This is a genomic window from Candidatus Amarolinea dominans, assembly GCF_016704685.1.
GTDB lineage: Bacteria > Chloroflexota > Anaerolineae > SSC4 > Amarolineaceae > Amarolinea > Amarolinea dominans.
The window spans coordinates 43,881-69,046 of record NZ_JADIZS010000006.1; the positions used below are offsets into that span (position 1 = coordinate 43,881).

The 25,166-nt window shown below is 61.4% G+C and carries 21 protein-coding genes; 4 read left to right on the forward strand and 17 right to left on the reverse strand.

Going from position 1 to position 25,166, the window contains the following annotated elements; all coding sequences use genetic code 11:
• Positions 1–10 precede the first annotated feature (10 nt).
• From IPF85_RS05505 to IPF85_RS05560, 12 genes are all read right to left on the reverse strand, one after another.
• Entirely contained in the window at positions 11–7,732 is a 7,722-nt protein-coding gene (locus tag IPF85_RS05505) for a LamG-like jellyroll fold domain-containing protein (protein WP_343407068.1), read from the reverse strand.
• Between the two features lie 23 nt (positions 7,733–7,755).
• Complete coding sequence (locus IPF85_RS05510; RefSeq protein ID WP_343407069.1) at positions 7,756–7,929, reverse strand: hypothetical protein; 174 nt, start codon at positions 7,927–7,929, stop codon at positions 7,756–7,758.
• 183 nt (positions 7,930–8,112) lie between these two features.
• Complete coding sequence (locus IPF85_RS05515) at positions 8,113–8,430, reverse strand: HigA family addiction module antitoxin (protein WP_343407070.1); 318 nt, start codon at positions 8,428–8,430, stop codon at positions 8,113–8,115.
• A gap of 82 nt (positions 8,431–8,512) precedes the next feature.
• Positions 8,513–8,971: an ATP synthase F1 subunit epsilon gene (gene atpC / locus IPF85_RS05520; RefSeq protein WP_343407071.1), complete on the reverse strand. Its 459-nt coding sequence runs from the start codon at positions 8,969–8,971 to the stop codon at positions 8,513–8,515.
• Between the two features lie 12 nt (positions 8,972–8,983).
• Positions 8,984–10,396, reverse strand: a complete 1,413-nt coding sequence (gene atpD, locus IPF85_RS05525; protein ID WP_343407072.1) for a F0F1 ATP synthase subunit beta — start codon at positions 10,394–10,396, stop codon at positions 8,984–8,986.
• Positions 10,397–10,438: 42 nt separating this feature from the next.
• Positions 10,439–11,353: an ATP synthase F1 subunit gamma gene (gene atpG, locus IPF85_RS05530; protein WP_343407073.1), complete on the reverse strand. Its 915-nt coding sequence runs from the start codon at positions 11,351–11,353 to the stop codon at positions 10,439–10,441.
• A gap of 77 nt (positions 11,354–11,430) precedes the next feature.
• A complete protein-coding gene (gene atpA, locus IPF85_RS05535) occupies positions 11,431–12,942 on the reverse strand; it encodes a F0F1 ATP synthase subunit alpha (RefSeq protein WP_343407215.1) in 1,512 nt (503 codons plus the stop codon).
• 76 nt (positions 12,943–13,018) lie between these two features.
• Positions 13,019–13,549, reverse strand: coding sequence for an ATP synthase F1 subunit delta (gene atpH / locus IPF85_RS05540; protein WP_343407074.1), 531 nt, complete (start codon positions 13,547–13,549; stop codon positions 13,019–13,021).
• Positions 13,546–14,046: a F0F1 ATP synthase subunit B gene (gene atpF / locus IPF85_RS05545; protein ID WP_343407075.1), complete on the reverse strand. Its 501-nt coding sequence runs from the start codon at positions 14,044–14,046 to the stop codon at positions 13,546–13,548. The genes atpH and atpF overlap by 4 nt, the downstream gene beginning before the upstream one ends.
• A gap of 20 nt (positions 14,047–14,066) precedes the next feature.
• A complete protein-coding gene (atpE, locus tag IPF85_RS05550; RefSeq protein ID WP_343407076.1) occupies positions 14,067–14,309 on the reverse strand; it encodes an ATP synthase F0 subunit C in 243 nt (80 codons plus the stop codon).
• Positions 14,310–14,460: 151 nt separating this feature from the next.
• Positions 14,461–15,537, reverse strand: a complete 1,077-nt coding sequence (locus tag IPF85_RS05555; RefSeq protein WP_343407077.1) for a FoF1 ATP synthase subunit a — start codon at positions 15,535–15,537, stop codon at positions 14,461–14,463.
• 75 nt (positions 15,538–15,612) lie between these two features.
• A complete protein-coding gene (locus IPF85_RS05560; RefSeq protein WP_343407078.1) occupies positions 15,613–16,014 on the reverse strand; it encodes a hypothetical protein in 402 nt (133 codons plus the stop codon).
• A gap of 36 nt (positions 16,015–16,050) precedes the next feature.
• Between IPF85_RS05560 and IPF85_RS05565 the strand changes: the two genes are divergently transcribed.
• The gene (locus IPF85_RS05565; RefSeq protein ID WP_343407079.1) at positions 16,051–16,353 is read left to right on the forward strand and encodes a BrnT family toxin; all 303 of its coding nucleotides are present in this window, start codon (positions 16,051–16,053) and stop codon (positions 16,351–16,353) included.
• Positions 16,340–16,666, forward strand: a complete 327-nt coding sequence (locus IPF85_RS05570) for a hypothetical protein (protein WP_343407080.1) — start codon at positions 16,340–16,342, stop codon at positions 16,664–16,666. The genes IPF85_RS05565 and IPF85_RS05570 overlap by 14 nt, the downstream gene beginning before the upstream one ends.
• A 71-nt stretch (positions 16,667–16,737) precedes the next feature.
• Here IPF85_RS05570 and IPF85_RS05575 read toward each other — a convergent pair whose 3' ends face one another.
• The 5 genes from IPF85_RS05575 to IPF85_RS05595 form a co-directional block, all read right to left on the reverse strand.
• Complete coding sequence (locus IPF85_RS05575; RefSeq protein ID WP_343407081.1) at positions 16,738–17,691, reverse strand: lysylphosphatidylglycerol synthase transmembrane domain-containing protein; 954 nt, start codon at positions 17,689–17,691, stop codon at positions 16,738–16,740.
• 32 nt (positions 17,692–17,723) lie between these two features.
• A complete protein-coding gene (locus tag IPF85_RS05580) occupies positions 17,724–18,689 on the reverse strand; it encodes a glycosyltransferase (protein WP_343407082.1) in 966 nt (321 codons plus the stop codon).
• A gap of 212 nt (positions 18,690–18,901) precedes the next feature.
• Complete coding sequence (locus tag IPF85_RS05585) at positions 18,902–19,261, reverse strand: MazG nucleotide pyrophosphohydrolase domain-containing protein (RefSeq protein ID WP_343407083.1); 360 nt, start codon at positions 19,259–19,261, stop codon at positions 18,902–18,904.
• Between the two features lie 73 nt (positions 19,262–19,334).
• Positions 19,335–21,575: a parallel beta-helix domain-containing protein gene (locus tag IPF85_RS05590; RefSeq protein WP_343407084.1), complete on the reverse strand. Its 2,241-nt coding sequence runs from the start codon at positions 21,573–21,575 to the stop codon at positions 19,335–19,337.
• Positions 21,576–21,789: 214 nt separating this feature from the next.
• Positions 21,790–22,173 (reverse strand): cytochrome c, encoded by a 384-nt coding sequence (locus tag IPF85_RS05595; RefSeq protein WP_343407085.1) that lies wholly within the window; start codon positions 22,171–22,173, stop codon positions 21,790–21,792.
• Between the two features lie 208 nt (positions 22,174–22,381).
• Here IPF85_RS05595 and IPF85_RS05600 point away from each other — a divergent pair, with 208 nt between their 5' ends.
• Both IPF85_RS05600 and IPF85_RS05605 read left to right on the forward strand, forming a co-directional pair.
• A complete protein-coding gene (locus IPF85_RS05600; RefSeq protein ID WP_343407086.1) occupies positions 22,382–24,199 on the forward strand; it encodes a hypothetical protein in 1,818 nt (605 codons plus the stop codon).
• Positions 24,200–24,376: 177 nt separating this feature from the next.
• Positions 24,377–25,159: an SAM-dependent chlorinase/fluorinase gene (locus IPF85_RS05605; RefSeq protein ID WP_343407087.1), complete on the forward strand. Its 783-nt coding sequence runs from the start codon at positions 24,377–24,379 to the stop codon at positions 25,157–25,159.
• Positions 25,160–25,166: the final 7 nt, after the last annotated feature.

The window sequence follows — 25,166 nt, forward strand, 5'->3', positions numbered from 1 at the left end:
ACCCGCGGCGCTATGCCTTCCTGGTCAATAGTTGATCCAGCTTCTCATTGATCTCTTTCTGTAGAGTCGCCACCTTGCCCTGCAAATCCGTCAGTTGATCACGCAGCGCCCGGATGTCGTCAGCAGCTTCGTCGCTCTTGACCACACTGCGGCCAAAGCCCATCAGCGCCGGGCGCTCGACATAGGTCACGCGGTGGAGCACCCGCCAGACTTTGTTGGGCCGCGCGCTCTGCGCTTGCCGCAGCGCGCGCGCCTCCTCATCGTTGCTGGCCAGCCATTCGGGGTCTATGACGTAGTTGAAGAAGTCGTGCCAGTGGTTGGTGCTGTTCTCCAGAAAGAAGCTCATAAAGCGGTAGCGATCGACCTTCTCGCCGGGCAGAATCGGGTAGTCGCGATAGTCGGTGATGCCGCGGCTCTCGACGCCGCTCAGATCGACGTGCAGCTCCAGCCCCTTGCTGCCGCGCTCGGTCTTGTTCATCGTCTGGGTCATGCTGACCTTGGCCATGGCAGTCAATCCAACGGCGACCCCACCCACTGCGAATGCCCCTTCACCCCCGATGGCAAAGCCCATATCAAACGACCCGCCCACCGTGTGTTCCACCGTGCTGGCAAACTGCTGCTCTTCGGCGTGGAAACCACCATCGCCATCCCAGACGTAGGTGTTGACGATGTTGCGTTTACCGGCGCGGACTTGCAGATTCTCCATCTTTTTTTGCCAACTGGCAAAGCTCTCCGAGGCATTGGCGCGTGCCGAGAGATCGCTATGTTTCTTGGCGATGTCGTTCTGGCGTTGTTCGCCCTCTTTGGTGCGGCCAGCCTGCTCGTGTTCGCGTCTATTCTGTTGCAGACCCTCTAGTTCTTTTTGCTGTTTGTCCACCTCCGGTTGATTGAGTGGGCTGGCCTTTTTCAGCTCGTCAATCTCCTTCTGCTTGGCTTCGATCTTCTTGTCCAACTCTTTGATCGCATCATCGCTTTCGCCACCGCTGCGATCCGGGCTGTTGACGCCCACCGCGCCGCCATCGCGGCTGGAGTCATCCACCTGGCGGTTGAGCGATGTTTCATCCACCAGGCCGGCGTTGAACTGATTGAAGTAAGCCTGGTGTAATTTGTCCTGCTCATCGATCTGCGCCTTGAGATCATAGGCCTCTTTCAAGCGGAAGTAGCTGGCCGGGTAGAGCGAGCCATACTGGCTGCGCATCTCCGGCACATGGCGGAAGAAGCGCTCGCTGGTGGCGCGGCTGCCGGTCATGCCGTCGAGACTGCCCGCCATGGTGTAGGCCGGGTTGATCAGGAAGGTGATCGTGTTGACATCCATCGGCACCCCTTCCACCGGCAGCACCTGGTAGCCGATCATGCGCCCGCTGCGTTTGAGCTTGCTGACAAACACATCCGCCAGACCGCTGGTGACCACGGCATAACCGATATTCTTGGGGATAAAGCGTTGGCCCAGGTGCGGGAAGTGCGGCTCCGGCTCCTGACTGCCACGCAGTTCCAGCCGGTCACTGCTCATCAGGCTGTGGCTTGCGCCCACCGTGCTGGCGTTCTGCCAATGGTAGGCAAAATCGGCGGCGACATTCATGCCGGCACGCGTATCGAGCAGTTCCGTCTCGACCCCAAGCCCGGCAGTCACCGTAGTATCCACGCCCACAAAGAGCGCTGTCTCCGCCCCCAGGCTGACATCCTGCTCGCGCGTCCAACTGTACTCCACGTCTGAGGACTGGATCAGCTCGACGGAGGTTGCGCCATTGTAGTCCTGCTCTTCGGTCAGGTTTTCGCCGGGCAGCGGCGGCGCGCCTTCGATGTAGCCGATCAGCGTCGGCTTGATCTGGGCGTTGCCGATCCACTGCATCTCCAGCTCTTCGATGCGCTGTTCGTCGACCAGCCGCAGCCCTCCGAACGTGGGCAGCGCCAGGCAGCGCAGCATCATCACCGACTTGCGCCGCTGGGCATCCACACGCACGCGGCTGTACTCGGCGCAGATCACCGAGCGCTCGAAGCTGCCGTCCATCAGCCCCTTGACTTCCTGGCTGCTCAGCGCGTAGGTGTAAAGCCGCACCGCATCCATCTCGCCCTGGAAGATCGGGTTGCCCCAACTGCCCTTGCCCAGGTAGTTGTTGACGCGCTCGACGCGCTCGGGCAGGTCCATCTTGCCCGTGGCGACCTCGACGCCGTCCACATAGAGATGCCCCTGCCCATCCCTCTCGATGGTGGCGGCCACATGCACCCATTGCCCCTGTGGCAGGTCGGTTGGTGATTCGAGGGTGGAGACAACGCCGCCGCCCCGGTGGACCTGAAAGATGAGACGCCGGCTGTCATCTTTGTTTGCCAGCAGGATTGTCTTTGCAGTGGTTGCGTCACACAGATCAATGATGCGCGACCAGGTGCGGAACTGATCGAAGCGCACGCGCGCCTCGATAGAGATGCCCTCGCTGAAGTCTGGGGTCATCCGTGGCAGCGATACGGCGTCAATTCCATCGAATTTCCTAGGCTGGCCGAGCAACACGATGGGAGATTTGTGCAGACGCCCAATCGGCGCAGTGCAAGGCGCCCATGGATTGCCGCCAATGGAGAAATGCAGGCCGCGCCCGCTGTGGTCACGCGCCAGATCGCCCTGCGCTTCGTTGAGCGGGTAGTAGGCGAGCAGCCCCGGTTCGTTGCCACTGAGGGTGAGCACGCTGTTGGCCTCGATCTCCCGTTCGCCCAGCGCCACGTTCCAGATGCGCAGCTCGGCCAACTGCCCATGCCAGTTGGGAGTCTGGCGCGGGAAGCCGCCCAGCGCCGCCTGGCCGATGCCGCTCATCGATTGGGTGCGCGGGCCGCCGCCATCCTTGGCCTTGGGATCGTTCTTCGCCCACAGCTTGCCGTCCACGTAGATGCGCATCTCGCCCGCGTTGCTGTCCTTGACAAAGGCCCAGTGCGTCCAGCGCCCGCGATAGAGGCGGGCATCGGCGAGTTGGGCCAGAGTGTCGATGGCGCCGTTGGCCGGCTTCTGACCGGCTTCCCAGACGACCTCGCCCTTCTCGTTGGGCAGTTGGATGCACAGGCGGCGGTTGCCGCCGCTGTCCAGCGCGCCCAGCAGGGCGTTCACCTTGGGCAGATCGCTGCCGCCCTTGGCCCAGAACTCAATCGTGACCTGGTTGCTCAGGCCGGCAAAGGCGGAAGCGGGCAAGGGCAGCGCCGGGCTGCGGCCATCCAGCGCCAGGGCAGCGCGATAGCCATCGGGCAGCCACTCTTCACCCTTGCCGTCGGCGTCGTAGGCGGCATCGTAATGGGTCTGGCGCAGGTTGCCGTCGCCATCTTGATAACTGAGGGTGACGCGGCCGGTGCAGCTTTCCAGGGCATGCAGGCGCGTGGAAGAGACAGCGAAGGGCAGCAGCGCACCCTGCACCGTCAATCCGCGCGGGTCTTCCTGGTCGGGCAGGTCGGGCATGGTCTGGGCAGTGTTGTTGGCTTTGGCGATCAACTCGAGATAGCTGGTCGTCAATTCGGCGATACGCTGGCGGACCGCCGCGAGCTGGCGGTTGATCTCGTCCAGTTCAGCCTGCCACTGCTGGCGCTGGCCGTCGCTGCTGTTCAGAGCCTGGTTCAAGCGGGCAAGTTCTGCCTGGGCGGCAGAGAGTTCGTAGTTCGCGCTGTTCAGGGCGTTTCTGGTCCGGTTGATCTCCGCTACACTGTAATAGGCCAGTTGCGGCGCGATACGGTTCCCATACTGGCGGATCTGCAACCCGGAGATAACCTGGTCCGCGCCAACCGTCACCGGGTGCAGGTCGATGAAATCGTTCTGTTCGCTGCGGCGCGAGCGAAAGAAACCAGCGTCCGCGTCATTTAGTACCCATTCATCGCCGCCGCCCCACGGATAGCTGCAGCGGATCCTGATGGCGCTGCGGTTCCCCTTCTTGTAGAACTGCACGCCGGTCACCACTTTGTCCTTGGGACACTTGACCGGCGCAGTGTCGACCCAGTCCTGGTGATCGGCGGCATTGCCGTTCAGATCCTCGTTCACGACCCATTCCTCAGCCGAGCCATCGGGATTGGCGCAGCGGATTTTGACGGCCAGCCGGGCGCTCAGATTGTAGAACTGCACGCCCGTCACCCGTTTCCCGGGGGGCGCGAGAATCTCCGCCGTATGGATGTGCCAGTCGATATGGGTGGCATCATTGCCCTCGCCCCACAGGTCGGTCTTCACTTCGCCCTCAGGTGGCGTGGCCATCGCCGCATCGTATTCACGCTGGCGGGCGTCGCGCGCCCAGGTCAGCGACTGCACAAGGCTCTGGTAGTCATTGCGGCGTCGTTCAGTCTCGTTGCGATTGGCGATGTCGCCCAACAGCCGCTCCAGCTCCTTCTGGCGGGTGACGAGCGGCGCTTCTTCTTTTTCCTTGCTGTCGAGTTCGCGCAGCAGCTCGGCGGGTTGGGCAGGGTTGGCCAACGAGCTTGCCAGTGCGGTCAGCTTGGCGCTTTCCTCGAGCGTGCTCAACGTCACCGTGTCGGAGACCAATCTGAGCGTGTGGCGGCGCATCTCCAGCGTGGCCCAATCACCCGTCACACCGGCCACCTCGAAGCAGCGCAGCAGGCGCACGCCTTCGGGGACGATAAAGCGGCAGGCGGCGCGCTGCCAGCCGTCGCCGAGATCCTCGAACAGGAACTTCTCCTGCATGGGGGCAAAGCTCAGTTCTTCCTCCGAGTTGCGGCTCAGGCGCCCCCACAGCGATGGCGCGAAGATGACGCCGTCCTTGCCGTCGGCGTTGGTGGGAGCAACCGGCTTGTCGCTGCGGAACTCGAAGCTTTCGACGTAGACCGCGCCCTCACGCACAGCGAAGAGGTCGCCATTGCTGAGCTTGACGGCTTCAGTCTTGCCGTCACGCAGGGTGCGCCCCAGCGTCACGCCGCCAGCATAGGGAGCGCCTTGCACCTCGCCGTGGTTAGCGTTGACCGAAAAGTCGAAGACGCGCTGGCTGCCATCCTCCTCCAGGGCAACGCCACCCAGCCGCCAGTAACCGGCCAGCCCGGCCTCGCGGCCGGTCAACTGGAGATGCATGGCGTTGGCGATCGCCTTGTCGCTGCGCCCGCTGGTCCAGAGCCGCACATCCGCCAATTCCCCTTGCAGCAGGTCGGCCGGCTGTACCTTGCCCGCTTTGATCTGCGGTGTGGCGGCCAGGCTGATGGTGCTGACGCTGAGGCTGAAAGTGGGTTTGCCCTGGTTGCCCTTGCCTTGCAGTGCATCCAGCGCCGCCTGCACTTCGACGGCCAACGCTGGCCCCACTGTCACCAACCGCCACTGCTGCCAATGGGCGTTGGTGGTCTCCGCCGGCCAGGGATTGCCCACGACGAAGCCGCCGAGATAGCCGTCCAGCACCTTGCCATCCGTCTTGGTGTGGAAGGTGTAGAAATCGTTGGTGTTGGCCTCCAACGTCCACTTTTGGCTGTCGGCGTTGCGCCATTCAGTCTGCTGGACGGGACGGTCTGCGGCCACATACTCCAGCACACGGTTGGTCGCCTTGTTGCGAATGGCAAAGGCGCCATCACCCTGCGGTTCCAAACGCCAGAGTTGCTCGGCGCGGTGATCAACCTGGTCCCGGCTCATACCTGTCTCCATCCCGGCGGTTACCACTTTGCCATCGGCGCGCTGCGCCATCCGGAACCAGTAGTTGGCGGGGTGGTTGGGGTTGGCCGTGTAGGCAGCCCGCAACTCGGCGGCTTCTTTCTCCAGTTGTTTGGCCAGCGCATCCTGGCCGCTCCTGGCTTTGCGGTTCAGTTCCTCGACAGTGACCGTGGCCTTGACCCCGCCATTTTCCAGCAGATGCAATTCCTTGCCGTCGAAGCTGCACGCCACATGCACCCATTCGCGCAGCGGCGCCGGCGTGGCGGATTCAATCCGCAGCGCGCTGGTGCGCCCGAGCAGCGGACGGGTGATAGCAACGGTGAATTTGCCATCTTTCAGCGCCAGGGTCGCTGCGGTTCCTGCCGGGGCTCCCCCGCTCTGTTTGCTGTCCGGCTGGGTCATCAGCAGGGTTTGATCGTCAGCACTGTTCAATTTGACCCAGGCTTCCACCGTGAAACCTGCGCTGAGATTGATCGGCTGCGAAAAGGGCGCGCTGATCCAATCGCGCTTGCCGTCCAACACCAGGCCGCGGCGCTTGCGCGACTCCAGCTTGATGTTGACCGCCTCGCCGCCAGCCCAGAGCCGCTCGATGGTGAAACTGTCTTCGTCGTGCTGGAGCACCGGGTACTCGCCGCTGTAGTCGCCGTCGCCCACGATCTGCACCAGGTCGCCGGCCGCCAGCCCATGGTTGACCGCGTGGACTTTGAGCTTGCCGTCGCCGGTCTTTGCGTAACCGGTCAGCATGCCGTCGAAGATCAGTCCGCTCTCTTCTTCCTCCACCTTCTCCCAGTCGCCCAGTTCGCCGTACTTGAAGGGCGCGTCGATGACAAAACTGCCGTCGTCGGCCTTTGCGACCCGGTAGAGACCGTTATAGCTGGCGGTGTTGCTCAGCTTGACCGTGTCACCGCTCTTGAGCTTACTCACCGCTTGCTTGTCATCGGCGCTCACCTGCACGCGCACCCGGTCAGCGCTGTCGTCGTCGTCGGAGCGGCGCATGCCGGCGATTACGCCGGCCGGCGCGGCTGTGCTGTCGCCCACGGCTCGAATGTTGTCGAGCAGGTTGAGCGGCAGCAGGATCTCGCGCTCCTGGCTGCGCAGCAGCTCGTCCTTGCTGTCGCCGGCAATTTGCGCCAGGCGCCCGTCCACGCCAATCGCAAAGCTGAGGGTCGCCGTGCCCGCAGCTGTGGGCACAGCCAGCAGCACCTTGCTGGCGTCGCGCACCAGCTGCGGCCCATTCTGTGTCTGCTGCTCCCGCTGCACGTCGTATTTGATGACCGCCAGCCCGTTGATCGCGGCTAACGGCGTGCCCGCACTGTCTTGCAGCTCTAGCTGGCGGTGGATGAGTCCGGGAATGCTGTCGTACTGCACCTGGTCGGTGATGGGGTCCATCGTGCGAAACCAGTAGTCTTGCAGGTCGAAGAGCTGCTCGCTGCCCGCGCGCAGCGTCACCAGGTCAACCTTGCCGCTGCTGCGGTTGTGGGCGAAGATGTGCCAGCGGTAATTTTCCTGTTCATTGGTGGGCGTAACCACCACGCCGAACCAGCCATTCTGCAATTGGCTGAGCAGCTCGGGACAGAGCTCCGTGGACGGCTCGGTGAAGGGCCGATTCTGCATGTCTCGGAAGTCCAGCGAATCGAGCGATTCCATCTGGCCGCCGCTGTTGATCTTCATGGCTTTGAGCGGGGTGTACCGTTGGCGGCTGCGTTTGAAGCGCACTTCCAGTTTGGGGGTCAGCGTGTTGGTCATGCCATCGAGCACAAAGCGGTCCACCAGCAGCGTGCCGCGTGTGGATTGGCGGAAGACATAGAGATGGCCGTCGTGCGAGACAAGCTGCACCGGCGCGTCGGCGGTCAACGCGGCGCTGTCGTAGATCGAGCGCAGCAGGTACTTGCCCTGCTTGTCGGTCAATTCCGCCTGCTCCTTGTCCGCAACCGAAGCGTCGCCTAAGCGATCATTAGGCAATTCCAGCGTCTTGAACGCCTCCCAGCCGCTGCCGTTGGGGTTCTGTAGGGCGCTGTCTTCGAAGCCGTCCTGCTTGACGGTATAGCGGAGTGTGGCTGATCCATTTTCAACCACTGTGGCCATGATCAGCACTTTGCCTTCGTGGGTGACGGTGTTGATATGTTTGGTCATTGACTGTGTGAGTAGCATTCGCCCTACCTTGTTTTGCCCGGTTTTCCGGCAACCGGGTCTGTTGGAACTACGAACTGCTGACTATTGATGGTGTCCAGGCCGAGCACGATGAACATCGTCCACAGCATCGGTTCGCCCCGTCCAATATGGTCCGCTTTTTTAACGACGGTGAGTGTTGCCGCCTGGAGATCGAGCATGATCTTCCTCCTGCGCGCTTGAGTCGAGTGTACGTATGGGAATGGGGGGTGACAAGTGGTTTAGAAAGAGGTACTATGCCAACAACGACGTGCCGCGTGCGTAATCTGTATTCCGGTTCATCTGACCGTCTACGAAGGCGGGAGGGCGCCAGTTCACAAGGATATAACCACGTTTAGCGATTCTCAGGCCACATGGCCTACACGAGATGGCGCTCCCTGCCAGGGCTTGATCTTCGCCAGCGTTTCCGCCAGCCTGCTCTCAGCCACCTCTGTATCATGGGCCGCCTGCGCGCGCAGCCAGTAGCCATTAGAGAGACCAAAGAAACGGCACAATCGCAAATCAGTGTCCGCCGTAATCGCGCGCCTACCCGCCACAATGTCACTAATCCGCTGCGCGGGCACACCGATCTCCTTTGCCAAACGATACTGCGAGAGACCCATTGGCTCCAAAAACTCCTCGTACAGCAGCTCTCCAGGCATCATGGGATTAAGTCGCTGCATGGTTTCACTCCTTTAACGCCAACCGCGCCAGTTGATGCTCCATAAACAAAGGGCGCTTGCAGCAGCAAGCGCCCTTTGTGAGTTACTGATTGTTGTTGTTTGGGTCGCGGAAGTGCGCCCCGGGGGTGTGCGTCGCGCTGCGCTTTTGCACAACACGCAGACGCATGATGGAGCGCCGCAGCGCGGCTTCCATCATCTCCCGGCGTTCAGCGCCCTTCGGATGGCTCGTCAGCCACTGCTCGGCGCGCTGACGGGCTTCCTCGGCCCGCGCCGCATCAATGTTCTCCGCGGACTCGCCCGAACGGGCCAACAGCACCACTTTATCGGGCCGCACCTCGATGAAGCCTTCAGCCACCGAGAAGAAGCGGTCCGGGCTGCCGGCCTTCTTGATGACGACTTCGCCGGGCTGAATGAGAGCCATCAGCGGCGCATGTTTGGGTAGGATGCCCAGCACGCCATCGGCGCTCGGCGCAATCACCATATCCACATCATCGCTGAAGATCCGTCCAGACTGCGCCACAAACTCAAAGCGAATCGGCATAATGGCCTCCGCTCAACCGCCGGTCAGGGTCTTCGCCTTGGCCACCACCTGCTCGATGGTGCCCACCATGTAGAACGCCTGCTCCGGCAGCGTGTCATACTTGCCTTCCAGGATTTCTTTGAAGCCCCGCACGGTCTCTTCGATCTTGACATACGCGCCGGGCTGACCGGTGAACTGCTCGGCCACATGCATCGGCTGCGTCAGGAAGCGCTGCATACGGCGCGCGCGCGCCACCACCAACTTGTCATCTTCGCTCAATTCTTCGACACCGAGAATGGCGATGATGTCTTGCAGGTCGCGGTAGCGCTGCAAGGTGCGCTGCACGCCGCGGGTCACGTCGTAGTGTTCCATGCCCACAATCAGTGGATCCAGAACACGGCTGGTCGAGGCCAGCGGATCCACGGCCGGGTAAAGGCCCTGCGCGGCCAGGGCGCGTTCCAGCGAGACGATCGCGTCCAGGTGGGCGAAGGTCGTCGCCGGGGCGGGGTCGGTGTAGTCGTCGGCCGGCACGTAGATGGCCTGCATCGAGGTGATGGAGCCGGTCTTGGTGGACGTGATGCGCTCTTGCAGTTCGCCCATTTCGGTGCCCAGGGTGGGCTGATAACCGACGGCGCTGGGCATACGGCCCAGCAGAGCCGACACTTCAGAGCCGGCTTGCACAAAGCGGAAGATGTTATCAATGAACAAGAGCACGTCGCGGCCCTCGTCACGGAAGTACTCCGCCATCGTCACGCCAGTCAGGCCCACGCGCAAGCGGGCGCCGGGCGGCTCATTCATCTGCCCGAAGACCATGACGGTCTGCGGCAGCACGCCCGATTCCTTCATTTCGTGGTAAAGGTCATTGCCCTCGCGGGAACGCTCGCCCACGCCGGCAAACACCGAATAGCCGCTGTGGAACTTGGCGATGTTGTGAATCAGTTCCTGGATGATGACCGTCTTGCCGACGCCGGCGCCGCCGAAGATGCCGGTCTTCCCCCCCTTGGTGAAGGGCGCGATGAGGTCAACGACCTTCATGCCGGTCTCGAAGACCTGGGTCTGTGTAGACTGCTCGACGAACAGCGGGGCCAGGCGATGAATGGGGTAATAGGTGACGGCCTTGACATCGCCCTTCATGTCAATCGGCTGGCCGAGAACGTTGAAGATACGGCCCAGGGTGTCGGGGCCGACCGGCACGCTGATGGGAGCGCCCGTGTTACGCACAGGCATGCCGCGCCGCAAGCCGTCGGTGCTCGACATGGCGACGGCGCGCACACGGCCATCACCCAAGTGCTGCTGCACTTCGCAGACCAGGGCCGACCCGCTGCCCAGCGGGATTTCGATCGCGTCGTAAATTTGAGGCAGTTGATCAGGCGGAAATTCGACGTCTACCACCGGCCCGACTACCGCGAGGATTCTACCTTCGACTCGCGTTCCGTTATTTCCCATAAATCATTATCCTCCGGTCACGGCATCAGGATCATGTCAGATCTAGGTGCTCGCCTGCGCCAAGGCAGAGGCGCCGCCCACAATATCCATCAGTTCTTTAGTAATTTTTTCCTGGCGCGCCTTATTGGCGCTCAGGGTCAGTTCGCCGATCAGGTCGTTGGCGGCATCGGTCGCGTTGCGCATGGCAACCATGCGTGCCGAATGCTCGCTGGCGATGGCCTCATACAGCCCCTGCAAAATCTGCACTTCGGTAAAGCTCTCCATCACCTGCGTCAAAACCGACTGCGCATCCGGTTCGAAGATGTAATCCTTCGTGATCGGTATCGTCGGCTCATCGGGTTCGATGGGCAGGAGCTTTCGGATAACCGGCTTCTGCACCACAGCGTTGACGAAGTCCATGAAGCCGATGTAAACCGCATCAACGGCCTGACTGACGAACTCGTCAATCACGACGCGTGCAATCGGAGCTACGGTAGCTTCATCTACGCCGACCTTCTGAATGCTGAGCGCCTGGCTGGTTGGCCGATCGCCCACTCTGCTGAACTCCGCTCTACTGGGCGGGCCGTAACGGCGCATGAAGTCACGCCCCTTGCGCCCCACGGTGACCAGCGACACCGTCTTACCCTCTTTTTCCCACTGCCGAATCGTGCGCGAGGCCTCGCGCAGCATGTTGGCATTGAGGCCACCCGCCAGGCCGCGGTCAGAGGTGATGAGCAGAAGGAGCACCTTCTTCTCCGGCCGCGCCTGCAACAGGGCCTGCTGATCGGCGCCGCTGCGCCGGATACGCGCCAGGAAGGTTAGCATCTCCCAGGCCTTTTCCGCATACGGCCGCGTCGCCAGCACCTGGGCTTGCGCACGGCGCATCTTCGACGCGCTGACAGCTTCCATCGCCTTCGTCACCTGGGCGATGTTCTTCACGCTCTTGATGCGTCGTCTGATTTCACGGTCATTGGCCACGATTTATCTCTCCTGCAAAGACGAGAAGCGAAGGACGAAGGCCAGCTCTTGGCCTGAGATCATGCGTCCTTCGTTGCTTACGCCGTGAACGTGGCATTGAAGTCGCCAATGGCCATCTTCAGGCGATCAGCCGTTGTCGCGTCCAGGTCTTTGCTGCGCAGGATGGCATTGCCGACGTCTGCGTGCTGTGCGTCCATGAACTTCATAAACTCATCTTCCCAACGACGCAGCGCGCTGACCGGCAGCTTGTCCAGGAAGCCGTTGGTGGCGGCGAAGATGGTCATCACCTGGTGATCGAGCGACACCGGCAGATACTGCGGCTGCTTGAGCACCTCGGTCAGGCGTTGACCACGATCGAGCTGCGCCTGCGTGGATTTGTCCAGGTCGGAGCCGAACTGGGCAAACGCGGCCAGTTCACGGAACTGTGTCAGTTCCAGCTTCAGGCGACCGGCCACCTTCTTCATGGACTTGGTTTGCGCGGAGCCACCGACGCGCGACACCGAGATGCCGACGTTCAAGGCCGGGCGAATGCCGGCGTAGAACAGGTCGGCCTCGAGGAAGATCTGGCCGTCGGTGATCGAGATGACGTTGGTGGGGATATAGGCCGACACGTCACCGGCCTGCGTCTCGATGATGGGAAGAGCCGTCAGTGAGCCACTGCCGTAATCGGCGTTGAGGCGCGCGGCCCGCTCCAGCAAGCGCGAGTGCAGGTAGAAAACATCGCCGGGATAGGCTTCACGGCCAGGCGGTCGGCGCATGAGCAGCGATACCTGGCGATAGGCCTGGGCGTGCTTGCTCAAGTCGTCGTAGACGATCAACGCGTCCTTGCCCTGTTCCATGAACTCCTCGCCCATGGCACAACCGGCGTAGGGCGCAATGTACTGCAGGGCGGCCGGGTCGGAAGCTGTGGCCGCGACAACGATGGTGTGATCCATCGCACCGTACTTTTCCAGGGTAGCCACCAGTTGCACCACCTGGGCGCGCTTCTGGCCGATGGCTACGTAAATACAGATCAGGTCTTTGCCCTTTTGATTGATGATGGTATCAATCGCAATGGCCGTCTTGCCGGTCTGGCGATCGCCGATGATCAGCTCGCGCTGGCCGCGACCAATGGGAATCAGCGCGTCGATGGCCTTGATGCCGGTTTGCACCGGTGTGTCCACCGACTTGCGGGCGATCACGTTGGGTGCGATGCGCTCCACGGGGCGCATGCCGCTGGCGTTGATGGGGCCTTTGCCGTCAAGGGGCTCGCCCAGCGCGTTGACCACACGGCCGATCAGGGCTTCGCCCACCGGCACCGACACGATACGGCCGGTAGAACGGACGAGGTCGCCTTCTTCGATTTCGGTGTGCTCACCCATGATGATGACACCGACGCTGTTCTCTTCCAGGTTGAAGACGATGCCCATGACACCGTTGGCGAATTCGACCAGCTCGCTGGCCATGGCATTGGCCAAGCCCTTGATGCGGGCGATGCCATCGCCCACCTCGGTGACGGTGCCCACATCCACCATATGCACCGGCGCTTCGAACGCCAGGATTTGCTTCTTGATGAGATCCGCGATGCTCTCAGTATGAGAGGCAGTCATTACCGCCATCTAGTTTCTCCTCATGCCTCTGGGTCACGTTGACGGACGCACAGATAGGACGGTGCTCGTGCATACACTAACGCACCGCGGCGGCCAATTGTTCACGCATGCGACTCAGGCGGCTGGCGACGCTGGTATCAATCAGTTTGTCCCCCACGCGCACGATCATACCGCCCAGGAGCGCCGGGTCCTCAGTGTAGTGAAACTCAAGGCCGGCGCCAAACTGTGCGCTGAACTTGTCCTGCAAGGCGTTGCGGTCGCTCTCGCTCAACGACTGGGCGCTTGTCACCGCCACCGTTTGCGTGCCGGCCACCGTGCGCTGCAGGATCGCATTGAGTTCTGCCACCACCTCGCGCAGCTTGCTCAAGTCGCCACGTGACAACAGCACTTGCAGCAAGTCCACTTCTAACTTGCCGAAGTCGGTTGGTAAAAGACCGGTCAGCGTCGCGTTGCGCCCGGCAAACTCTTGTGCCTGGTCGCTCAGCGGGCGCAGCAACGCATCATTCTCCAGCCGGTCAGCCAAAACCGTCAGGTGCTGTGACCAGTGTTCCACAGCCGCGGCCAGAAAGCCGCTCGCATAGTCGCGTGCGCTGGTTTCGGCTTTCACTGTAGTTTACTCGCTAAGAACTCATTGACCATGCGCTTCTGTTCGGTCGGGCTTGACAGCTCATGGCCCAGGATGCGCTCCGCGGCCAGGACGGCCAGATCGGCCACCTGGCGCTGCATATCGCGCAGCATTTGCGCGCGTTCGGCCGACGCCTCTGCGCGCGCCTTTGTCTTGATGTCCTCAGCTTCCGCTCGCGCCGTTGTCAGGATGCTTTCACGCACCTTTTCGCTGTCGCCGGCCACCGCCGCAATACGCGATTGCGCCGCGCGGCGTTCCTCGTCCAGCTTCTTCATCAATTCCGTCCGCTCGGCTTCGGCGGCTTGGCGTGCCCGGTCGGCGGCCTTCATCCCGTCCTCGATACGCTGACGTCGTGCGTCCAGCATGTTCATCACGGGCTTCAGCAAAAAGCGCCGCAGCAAGTAGAACAGGATCAGGAAGTTGATGATTTGCGCAAGCAGGAAGGCACCGTTAATTCCAAGTTGTCCAAAGATATCCAAGCTGGCACCCCCTCAAACCCCTACTTAAAGGTCGCGAGACCCGGCGCGCCCACGAAGACCAACAACAGGGCAACCACCAGCGCGTAGATGGCGATTGCTTCAGCGAACACGATACCAAGAATCATGTTCGTGCGGATTTCGCCGGCCGCTTCTGGGTTGCGACCCATAGCCTGCAGCGCACCCATCACAAGCAAACCGACGCCGATGCCGGGGCCAATGGCGCCCAAGCCAATCGCAAGACCCGCAGCCAGAACTGCATTCATAATTTTCGATCCTCCTCAATGATTCTGTTAAGTGTCAATGCGAACAGTTCACTCAGCGTCACACCCCAAGTGTGACCTCCACAAAATCAACGTTTGACTGGCCTGCCCGCGCGCTGCGTACCCGCCTGCGGATCAAACCCAGACAAGTTGCTCAATGCGCCGTCACAGGCGCCTCTTTTCCGTGACCATGCTCCTCGTGCCCTTCGTGGCTGACTACCGCCGACGACAGGAAGATCAGGGTCAGAATGGCAAAGACGAAGGCTTGCATAAAGCCCACAAACAGTTCCAAACCGTAGAACGGCAAGGGAATCAGGTACGGAATCAGAAATGGCATGACGAACAGGAGAACCTGCCCGGCAAAGACATTGCCGAAAAGACGAAAGGAGAAAGAGATGATCTTTGCAAACTCGGAGATGAGCTCCAAAATTCCGACGAAGGCGTCCACCGCTTTCATGCCGGTGATGGTCGGCAAGAAGAACTTACGCCAGTACTTCATGCCGAGGACCCGCATGCCCTCAGCTTGCGTTAGAATGACCGAGATCAGCGCCAGGGCCAGCGGCACGTTGAGATCGGTGGCCGCGGCGCGGAACAGCGGCTTCAGGACATAGGCGCCATACTTGCTCTCATGACTCTCGCTCTCGGTGGCTGCTTCTCCGCTTGCAGCCGCAGCTTCGTGCTCAGCCAGAATCTCATGCACTTGCTCATCGTCCAGGTTGACCTGCTCCTTGATGAGCGACGGAATGCCCAGGAACGTTCCCAGCTTGTAACCGGTGCGCACCGTGCCGTTGGTGTGGGCCGTGGCAACTTCTATCGGTTCGATCACGCCGATGCTGTCGAAGCCGGGGATCAACTCCCACCAGTTCGCCACCATCAGGAACATCATGATGGTGATGAAGACCGGGAACCAGCGCTTAGCGTTGACCTTGCCGGCGATGTCTTCGGTCATACGGTAGAAAGTTTCCAGGAACCATTCGATCAGGTTCTGAAAACCGGTTGGAATTTCTTTGAGATTGCGACCGACCGCGAAGGCAATGACCAACAGGGTGATGTCGGCGATCAGGGTGGTGATCAAGGTGTTCGTAACCGGGAAGCCAGCCACGGAGAAGATTACTTCCGCTGGCAGCAGAATGGTGGGCAGGGGCACCGGAAAGAGAATGGCGCCGCCCAGCATCACCGCGAGGACGACAACGATCATGAGAAGGTTGCGTGGTTTGAACAGATTGCGCACTCTGCTATATCCTCCTTCTGGTTCTTTCTGATAGAGGCGCAAAGTCCACGCGGGAGCCTTCACACCTCGGAATGCCTACTTTTTTCCCTGGTCAATTTCGGTATCGGGTGCAATGGCCCGGTACACGCTTCCCAAGCGACGAACGAGGAAGAATGTAGCAGCGGTGGCCCCAGTGCCGATACCGATCAATAATCCCCAGGGTGTGGAACCGGTTGCCATGTCATACCACAGGCCAACACCGAAGGGAACAAACAGAAAAAGCCCGACGACAATCAGTAAGATAAGGGCTTCACGATACCACGGATGTCGCATCACGATGACTTTTCCTGCGTCAACACCCGCATCAACGTCGCCACGGCTCCAAAACGAAAGATCGCCCCGAAACCTGAATCTCAGCGACCACGTTTGGATTATAACATATTGTACTAAGCGGCGCAAATGATGAACAGACCAGTGTTTTTGCGCAGCATAGCTCAAAACGTATTGACATTGTAAATACATTGAGTTATACTAATGATCATGGACGCTCGTTACCGGCTTCACGGCATTACTTTTGAATGGGACATCGCCAAAGCAGTTGTTAATCTGCACAAGCACCGTATTTTGTTTGAATCAGCATGCGAGGTCTTTCATGATCCGTTTGTTTATGTCGTGGAGGCGGACGAGGCGGAAGAAGAGTCAAGGGACAAAGCAATTGGCATGACACAGAACTGGCAATTACTGCACGTCGTGTATACCATGCGTGGTGATACGATACGCATTGTTTCTGCCCGCATGGCTGTCAAGTCAGAAAGAAGAATCTATGAACATCAATGATCTAAAGAACCGCCTGCGCCGTGACCGTCCGATGAAGACGATTACCGTTCGCATACCAGAGGATGTGTTGGAAGACCTGAAACGAATGGCCCCACGCCTGGGATTCTCCGGCTATCAGCCGCTCATGCGTGCCTATATTGGACAGGGCCTGCGCGCCGACCTGGCTCGCTTCGAAGCAGATGCACCCGAAATGGCACGCCTGCTCGATGGTCTGCGTCGCCATGGGGTTGACGACAAGATCATTGCTTCAGTCGTGGCGGAAGCCACGGACGACGTACGTTACATCACTACCGCCACACCGCCATTGGCTTGAGTTCAGGCAAATGCTGGCGCTTCGATACTCGGTGCTTGCTGAAAAGGCGCTACCTGTTCAAGCTGCAGCTCCTACCGCGTGATGTTCCTACCGCGTAACCACAACAGCCCACCGGGCAGGCTGGAGATGATGATGAGCGCCTGTATCAGCAGCGACACCGCCAGGGCATGGTCGTGCGGCACACCCACCAGGCCATAGAAACCGACGTACGCGTTCTGATTGACGCCAAGCCCGCCCACGGAAATGGGAATCAGAAGCACGAGGGCGATGAGCGGGTTGAAGAGGGCAATCGCCAGGAACGAGATACCGCCGCCCAGCGCCTGGGACAGCAGGTAATTGACCACGTTGGTCAGCATCAGGCCGGTCATGCCGATCAGGTAGGCAGCCAGCAGTGTCTTGTAGCGAAAACGATAGGCTCCAAAGGCATCGGCCAGGCGACCGTAGACAGGAGCCAGCGGCCGCAGGAGTGACCAGTCGAACAGCCGGGCCAGGACGATGCGCAGACGCCGGCTGAAGAGCACCGCAAAGGCAAAGATGAGCGCCGCCAGCGCAACAATCGCCACTGCGCCCACCACGACGAGATCGGGCAGGTGCGTGGTGTAGATGGCGATCAGTGCGGCCACCACCGCGGACGAAACGAACGCCATCAGCCCCACCAAGCGATCTACGATGACCGAGGCCGCGGCGTCGAGTTTGCTCTCCGTGTACGCGCTCAGGCCGTAGCCGCGCATGACATCACCGCCAATGTTGGCCGGCAGGATATTGTTGAAGAAAACGCCGATAAAGGTGTAGCGCAGCAGCGCGCCAAAAGGAACCCCGGGCACCTGGGCACGTAAGAGAACGGCCCATTTGGCCGTGTTCATGACAATGGCGCCGAAATAGGCGATCAGCGCCAGTAGAACAAGAAGACCGTTAGCGCCGGCCAGGCGAGCGCCCAGCGCAGCCAAATCTGCACGACTGAAGATGAAAGCGATCAGCGCTGCACTGACCACCAGTTTGAGCAGCGCCGTTAGTTTGTCACGCACAACTTGCTCCCTGCAATGATGGAGACCGGAGATCAGAGATTCGTCGTTGTCGCCATCGGTGCGGTGTCCTGGGCGCCCAGACGGCGCTGGGCCTCTGCGCCAACATCGGCTTTCTGCGTCCAGGCCATGTCCCACACCACATGACGGTCCTGCTTGACCTTGAAGTCGTACCAGCCCAGAACGCGCGCATAGCCCTCCAGAAAGGCCATCAAGAAGAGGGTGTAGACCAGGCGTATGGCGCCCAAGATCTCCTTGAGGGCAATCTTGAGGACGCGTCCGTTCTGAATGCTGGACACCTGGTAGCCGTATTTGTGCTGTAAGTAGAGATGCCCGGCATGGTTGCGCCGGCGTTGGCGCACGAAATCGCTCACGGTGTCCGGGCCGGTGTTGAAGACCACGGCATCCGGCGCATAACGCACCTGCATCCCGCGCTTGACCACCAGCGCCTCCACAAACGCTTCGTCCATCGCCACATCAGGTGGTATCTGATCGAACACCTTACGGAACGCAATCATCTCGCCCAGGCGCGGAATTTCCAGGCACAGTTCATGCTCCATGCGCAGGCGCAGATGCGAAAACAGGCCAACGATGTGATCGGGCGTGTTGACGGGGATCTTGTGCGCGCCGGTCATCCCGACGTTCGGGTCGGCGAACATACGTACCATGTGCTCCACCGCATCCTCCCGCGGCAGGGTGTCGCCGCTCTCCAGGACGCAGATCGCTTCGGTCGCCGCCTGCAGAAACAGGTTGATCGCGGACGTCTTGCCCTCACGCCGCGGCTGCACGATCAGCCGGATGCGCTCATCCTCGGCCAGCTTGCGTTCGATGATCGGTACCGTGTCGTCGGTGCAGCCACTGGCTACGACGATGATCTCGCTAATCTCCGCCTGATAGAGATGTTGGTTTATCAGCGCGTCCAGGAGCGCGCCGATGTTGGCGGCTTCATTATGCGCCGTCACGCCGACGCTGCAACGGATACGTGATGCTGGATGTTCCACAAGCTTGGCTCCTGCTGATCTCTGCGCCATCGGCTCTGATCTCGCGGGTACGCACAGCGCACGCTCACTCAGGCACAGGAAGCGCCATTATAAGGCGTCAACGCCCGAAATAGCAAATGCCAACGGCCCTGAACTTGTTCAGGACTCCCGCACCCGCCAGGCTTCCGAACTTGTTCGGGGCGCACCTGCCGGATTCGCGTCCCTGAACAGGTTCAGGACTCCGGGTGCGCCTGCTGCGCCAGGTAGCGCGCCATCTCCGGTGCGCCGGTCTCCAGGGGGTGACGGGTATCCGCCTTGACCATGCCTGCCCGCAATGCATCCTCGACATCCACGCCGCACTGATAGGCCAGCTTGAACAGAAAGACGAAGACGTCCGACAACTCCTCGCGCAATTCAACCTGCCATTGATCGGGAAAAGCCGACGGCTTGTAGCCCTCGCGGCGCAAAATGACCCGCGCCACCTCGCCCAGCTCCTCCATCGCGTGCAGCAGCGTATGGGCAGGCGCCACCTGGTCCCAGCCACGCGCGGCGTCCCATGCCTGCAACCAAGCCTGGTAGTCTCGAATTTTCATTTGACCCCCACAGGGCATGCATGAGCCTGGGTGCTGGCCCGCGACTCTGCGCCCAGGCAACGCCCCCCTGGATTTACATCACTCTCTCGATCACAAAATTCAGCAGATTGCCATAGGCGCGCTGCAAAAAGCCCGGCCAGCCTTGACTCGGCAGCAGGGGCGGGAAGGCCGATGCGCCGGGCTGATCGAACGTGTTGCCGGCGCCCGAACCGTCCCAGATCAGGTCCGAACCGGGAACGCCGAGTTTGGTCAGGAATTCGTCCGGGGCGAAGCCATTGTGCGCCAGGGTGTTGCCGTGGATGCGGTTGCCCTCCGGCAGCGGGCCAATGTCCAGCTCGTTTGGCTCGAACAGGCCGGTGCGCGTCAGGCTGTAGATGCCGATGCCGCCGGTTTTGTTGTCCTTGATCTCGTTGCCATAGATCTCAGCCCGGTCGGCGCCCATCAGCAGCACGCCGATGCCGGACGGGACGAAGCGCACGACGCCGCCGCGCGCAAAATTGACTCGATTGTTGTTTTCGATGATGTTATCGTGAACGCGTGTGTTGGCCGAGATCTTGGAAGTCAACTGTGGCAGTACGAAGACCAGCAGCCCCGCTGTGTTATCGTAGGCGTGACAGTTCGTTACTTCACCGTTGAGGGTATTTTCCAACTCGATCCCCGCAACGTTGGCGTAGGCGACGCAATCGCGCACGACAGCGTTTTCCGACTGACCAACGTAGATGCCGGCGTCCTCCACCCCCGTCACCGTCACTCGTTCGATCAGGATGTTGGTGCTGCGCACCGGATAGACCCCGTAGGTGCCCGTTTTTTCGGCATAGATGTCGTACAGATGCACACCGGTCGCGCCCTCGACCAGCACGCCGTTGTCGTTGTAGTTCTTGAACGCCAGCTTGCCTAGCTTGAAGTTGTTGCCTGAAGCGACGATCCCGTCGGCCAGCTTGAACTCGCCGTCCAACGTGGGGAAGTCGCCTTGCCCATCGGGAATTCCCTCGATGGTCAGATCGCTGATGTCAACGGCTACGGTTTCGTGATAGACGCCCATTGGAATCAACACTGTGTCGCCTGGGCGCGCCCGATCTACCACCGCCTGGATGGTCTGGCCCGGTTGCACAGTCAGGGTGACGGCGGCGCGCGGAGGAACCACCTGCCCGTCTCCGCCGCGGTTGTGATCTGCAACCCGTTGGTGTACCGGGTTGTCAATCGGCTGGACGACGGGCAGGCCAGAGGGGACCGCCGCCGGAATCTCTGGCTGTTGCGATTCGTCGGTCAAGGCATAGAGGAAGGCGACCAGGTCAGCCCGCTCTTGCTGGCTCAGATCGAAGCCGTTGACGAACACGTCCACGTTGGCGATGTCGAAGGCGTGACCGCCGCCGTTGGCATAGAAATCCACCACATCTTCCAGCGTGGCCAGGGCGCCGTTGTGCATGTAGGGGGCCGACAGGGCGATGTTGCGCAGGGTTGGTGTTTTGAACGCGCCTTTTTGTCCATCGGCGACGATGCCAGCGCGGCCCGGGTCGTCGTCGGGCACGCCAACGACGCGAAAGGTGTCGCTGGCGAAGGTGGGGGCGGTGTGGCATTCGAAACAGCGTGTGGCGCCGGAACGGAAGAGGGCCAGGCCACGCCGCTGCTGCGGCGTCAGGGCGTCGAAATCCCCGACGGCGTAGCGATCGAAGGGGCTGTTCTGACTCAAGAGGCTGCGTTGGAAGGCGGCCAGGGCCTGCATCAGGTGCTGCACGGCGACGGCTTGGGCGCCGCCGCCAAAGGCGGCATCGAATAGCTCGACATAAGCAGGGATGGCGCGTAGTTCTGCTTCCAGCGCCGAGGTGTCGGTGACGCCCATTTCGTTGGGGTGGGTGAGCGGAAAGATCGCCTGGGCTTCCAGTGAGTCGCTGCGACCGTCCCAAAAGAGCTTCTGCGTAAAAGCAGCATTCCAGAGCGTCGGCGCATTGCGCGCCAGCGGGCCGGACGGCCCTTTGGGCGTCGGCTGACCGTCGCCAAAGCCCAGGTCGGGATGATGGCAGGTTGCGCAGGATGTGTCGTTGGCCTGCGAAAGGACGGAATCGAAGAAGAGCAGACGGCCCAACTCGATTTTTTCTGGCGTGGAGGGGTTGTCGGCCGGTTCGTTGCTGGCAGGCCATTGGCGCTGCAAGCCGGAGTAGGACGGCTCGACGCTGCTGGCGCCGGCCCCGTGACGGGTCATGTCAATGGCTGGATCGGCCACCTCGGGCGCAATGGCCGCCACGATCACGACAAGAACGAACGCCGCCAGAATGGCGCCAACGATGATGGCCAGGGTCCTGAGCACGGTCTTCATGGGTGTCCTTCTTTCAGATAGCATCGAGATAGCAGCGTTGCCCATGCGCCATTTTTACCAGCAGCGGTGAGCCGCGGCTCGCGGGTCGCTCCTTCGTTTGTCTGCAATGCATCGTCCGTGACGATCATCGCTGCTCGGCCTGGGGGAAAGAAGGCCTGTCTGTACGGGCTGCGACCCGGTCAGAGCAGGCAGGGGGTGCAACGTGGGGGTTCGATCACTCTTGCGCCAGGAGGTAGGCGACGACGGCGTCAATTTCTTCGCCGCTGAGGGTTTTGGCCAGGGTCGAGGGCATCAGGTTGTCGAAGCCTGCGACCAGGAAATTGCTGGGTCGCATGATCGAGGTGTAGAGATAGGCGCGGGCATCCAGCCCATCAATGCGCGTCGCGCCCCGTTGAGCGATTCCAGCCAGCGAGGGGCCAACCAGGGTTGTATCTGGCGACAGGCTGTGACACGCGCCGCAGTGCTGCTCGAACACACGCTGGCCGCGCGCCAGCGCAGACGAGACTATCGGCATGCGAACGGGCGTCGGTGGGCTGCCGCAGGCGGTCAGCAGCGCGGCGAGAAGGGGAATCAACGGAACGAGAACGGATTTGCACATCGGAGTGGCCTTCGTATCATTGGTCTGGGAATGAAGCTATTGTACCGCAACCCATGACGAATTGCGAATTGTTCCCCTTGACTTTTCCCCCCACACCCATTATAGTTTTGTTATGACCATCTCTTCACGCATTCGTCGTCTCATGATTTTCTCCATTGTTCTCCTCATATTTCTCAGTCTACTGGGCCTGACCGGAATGGCGTTGGGAGTGCCGGGAGCGGGAGCGCCGGGATCGGCGACGCTCGCGGCGCCCGATTACGCGCTGGCGCCTGGCGGGGCCATGCTGGTGGATCGCGACAACTTCAACGGCGCCGCGCGCGCCATCCCTGGCATCGAGTTGGGCAGCCATCTCGATGTGCTGTGGGCTGAGATCAACCCGGCCAACTGCGCCACCAACCCCACCGGTTGCACCGATTTCAGCGTCATCGAAGAACGCCTGCGGCAAATGGGGCAACAGCAGGTCACCACGGTGGACGGGCAGGTGCTCTCCCCACGCCCCTTGTGGCTCAGCCTGCCGCGCTTCTGGTCACAGGGCAACGAAATTGACGGCATCCGCTATTGTAACAACAACGTCCCATCCTGGCTAGGCAGCAGCAACGGCGTGGCGCCCAACTACGCCATCAGCGTCACGCGCACAGTCGGCGGCCAGGCGCTCACCCACACCGAATACGTGCCGCGGCTTGACAGCGCGGCGCTGCAGGCCGCGTACAGCACCCTCATTCAACGCCTGGGCGCGGCGTTTGGCAACGATCCGCGCATCGCCGGGCTGTTCATCGCCGGCGGCTATGACAACGAGACCAACCTGGCCGCGCCCTGGTGCGGCATCACCCTGGAGTTGATCGCCAACTGCGCCAACCCCGCGTCGCCGCAATGCCTGATCTCAGCCTACGCCGGCGGCGAGTACGACCAGTTCGTGCGCAACGCCCTCGATGCCTTTCACCAGGCCTTCCCACGCAAACCGGTCTATCTCCTCTTTGCGCCCGCGCCCGATGATTATCTGCGCTGCAACTGGGTGTACGGGGTACCCGGCCAGTTCACCGGCATCGCCCAATACAGCAATCGCCACATCGGCCTGGGCTTCAACGGCATGCGCTATGATGTCCCCGGCTTCATCCGCCGGCCCCCGCCCGCGCCCCCGCCCGCCTCAGCCCGCTGCTCCGTCTTTCAACTGCTGCTCGACAACCGTGGCCTGTTGCCCATCAAACTGGAGCCGTCGCAGAGCTGGTCAGGCGTGGCGCGGCGCCAGATCGAATACTGGAGCTGGCTCTTCGGCCTGGGGCCGTTCTGGCCCGATTTCATAGACACACAGCCGGAATGGTTCTGCGCCAACACCGACGGCGATGGCAATTGCGGCACACCGGCGGCCAGCGAACTGCGCGCCTTCAACACGCAGTACGGCTTTCCTGCCATCACGACCCCGCGCAACGGCAACCAGGGCGATTTTGGCGATTGGCTGGAGCGTCAGTTTGGCGACAGCCCCACCAGCGCCCGCGATCTGTGGACCGCGTTCCACCGCACCGAATTTCCGCACACCGGCAGCTATTGTCAGGGCTACTGCGAAGGCTTCGACGACAACTTCAACCACTTCCTGGCCGTGGCCTACGGTCCGTACAGCGTGCGCTGCGGCGATAGCAGCCTGCCCTGCTATGACCCCGTGCCGCTGCCGCAGGCCGCCACGAACATCTACTCGCGCTTTGCCGGCCGCATGGATGGCGCCGCGCTCGCCTTTGCCATCAGCAACACCCTCAGCTATTACGGGCAAACGTTGGACAATGTACACATCCGCCTGGCCTACGTCAACGATAGCGACGCCGATTTCAGCGTGACCCTGCCCACCGAGTTCAGCAGCATCACCCTGCCGGTGGATCGCACCGCGGCCGGCAACTGGGCCTGGTTCGAGACCACGCAGCGCATCAAGCTGGCGAATGATCTCAATGGCGCTATCCTGCGCATTGACTACAACGGTCCCGACCCCCGCCCCACCCTGCACATGGTTTGGATTGACGTTAACGATGCGGCGCCCTGACCTGGTCGTTCGGTCTCTTGTTGTGGCAAAATTGTGGTAAAATAGAAGTAACACTGCCAGGGTCGGCGGAGCCTGTAACTTCGTCCTTCCTGGTGCGTTGTGTTTGGCAGTAGGATTCGTTTCTGCGCCGGCGGCATCCACCCTGCGCCGCCCATTCGACTCGAAGACGAGGAATCCGTGCCCATCATCACGCTGCTGACCGATTTTGGCAACCAGGATGGCTATGTGGCCGCCATGAAAGGCGTCATCCTCAGCCGTGCGCCGGACGTGACCCTGGTTGACATCACCCACGCCATTGCCCCACAGGCCGTGCTGCAAGCGGCCTATGTCCTGGCGCAGGCCGCGCCCTTTTTCCCCACAGGCGCCATTCATGTTGCCGTAGTTGACCCTGGCGTCGGCAGCGCCCGGCGTCCGCTCGCCATCCAGACCTCCACCGCCATCTTTGTGGGACCTGACAACGGCCTGTTTACCGATGTGCTCGACAGCGGCGCCGTCACGGCCTGCGTTCACCTCGATCGGCCTCGTTTCTGGCGCGACAATCCCAGCAGCACCTTCCACGGCCGCGACATTTTCGCGCCGGTCGCTGCACACCTGGCGCAACAAGTGTCCCTCAACATCCTGGGCACGCCGATCAACGACCCTGTGCGCCTGCTGCTGCCCAAGCCCCAGCGGCAGCCCGACGGAACCCTGACCGGCGCCATCATTCATGTGGATCATTTTGGCAACCTGATCAGCAACATCCCCGCGGCCTGGCTGAGCGTGGCGCGCTGGCAAGTCCACATCGGGCCAGCCACGATTGACGGCATCCAGCCCAGTTTTGCCGCGGCGCCGGTTGGCGCCCTCCTGGCCTACCGCGGCAGCGCCGGCACGCTGGAGGTCGCTGTGCGCAACGGCAGCGCGGCGCAGGCGCTGGGCGCTGAGGTGGGGCAAACCCTGGCTGCGGAACCGCACAGCCACTAATATAGAG

Excerpts from the sequence above, each read along its gene's own strand:
- IPF85_RS05505 (WP_343407068.1), bottom strand. The coding sequence starts at position 7,732 with ATGACCAAACATATCAACACCGTCACCCACGAAGGCAAAGTGCTGATC.
- IPF85_RS05510 (WP_343407069.1), bottom strand. The coding sequence starts at position 7,929 with ATGCTCGATCTCCAGGCGGCAACACTCACCGTCGTTAAAAAAGCGGAC.
- IPF85_RS05515 (WP_343407070.1), bottom strand. The coding sequence starts at position 8,430 with ATGCAGCGACTTAATCCCATGATGCCTGGAGAGCTGCTGTACGAGGAG.
- atpC (WP_343407071.1), bottom strand. The coding sequence starts at position 8,971 with ATGCCGATTCGCTTTGAGTTTGTGGCGCAGTCTGGACGGATCTTCAGC.
- atpD (WP_343407072.1), bottom strand. The coding sequence starts at position 10,396 with ATGGGAAATAACGGAACGCGAGTCGAAGGTAGAATCCTCGCGGTAGTC.
- atpA (WP_343407215.1), bottom strand. The coding sequence starts at position 12,942 with ATGACTGCCTCTCATACTGAGAGCATCGCGGATCTCATCAAGAAGCAA.
- atpE (WP_343407076.1), bottom strand. The coding sequence starts at position 14,309 with ATGAATGCAGTTCTGGCTGCGGGTCTTGCGATTGGCTTGGGCGCCATT.
- IPF85_RS05565 (WP_343407079.1), top strand. The coding sequence starts at position 16,051 with ATGATCATGGACGCTCGTTACCGGCTTCACGGCATTACTTTTGAATGG.
- IPF85_RS05570 (WP_343407080.1), top strand. The coding sequence starts at position 16,340 with ATGAACATCAATGATCTAAAGAACCGCCTGCGCCGTGACCGTCCGATG.
- IPF85_RS05585 (WP_343407083.1), bottom strand. The coding sequence starts at position 19,261 with ATGAAAATTCGAGACTACCAGGCTTGGTTGCAGGCATGGGACGCCGCG.
- IPF85_RS05590 (WP_343407084.1), bottom strand. The coding sequence starts at position 21,575 with ATGAAGACCGTGCTCAGGACCCTGGCCATCATCGTTGGCGCCATTCTG.
- IPF85_RS05595 (WP_343407085.1), bottom strand. The coding sequence starts at position 22,173 with ATGTGCAAATCCGTTCTCGTTCCGTTGATTCCCCTTCTCGCCGCGCTG.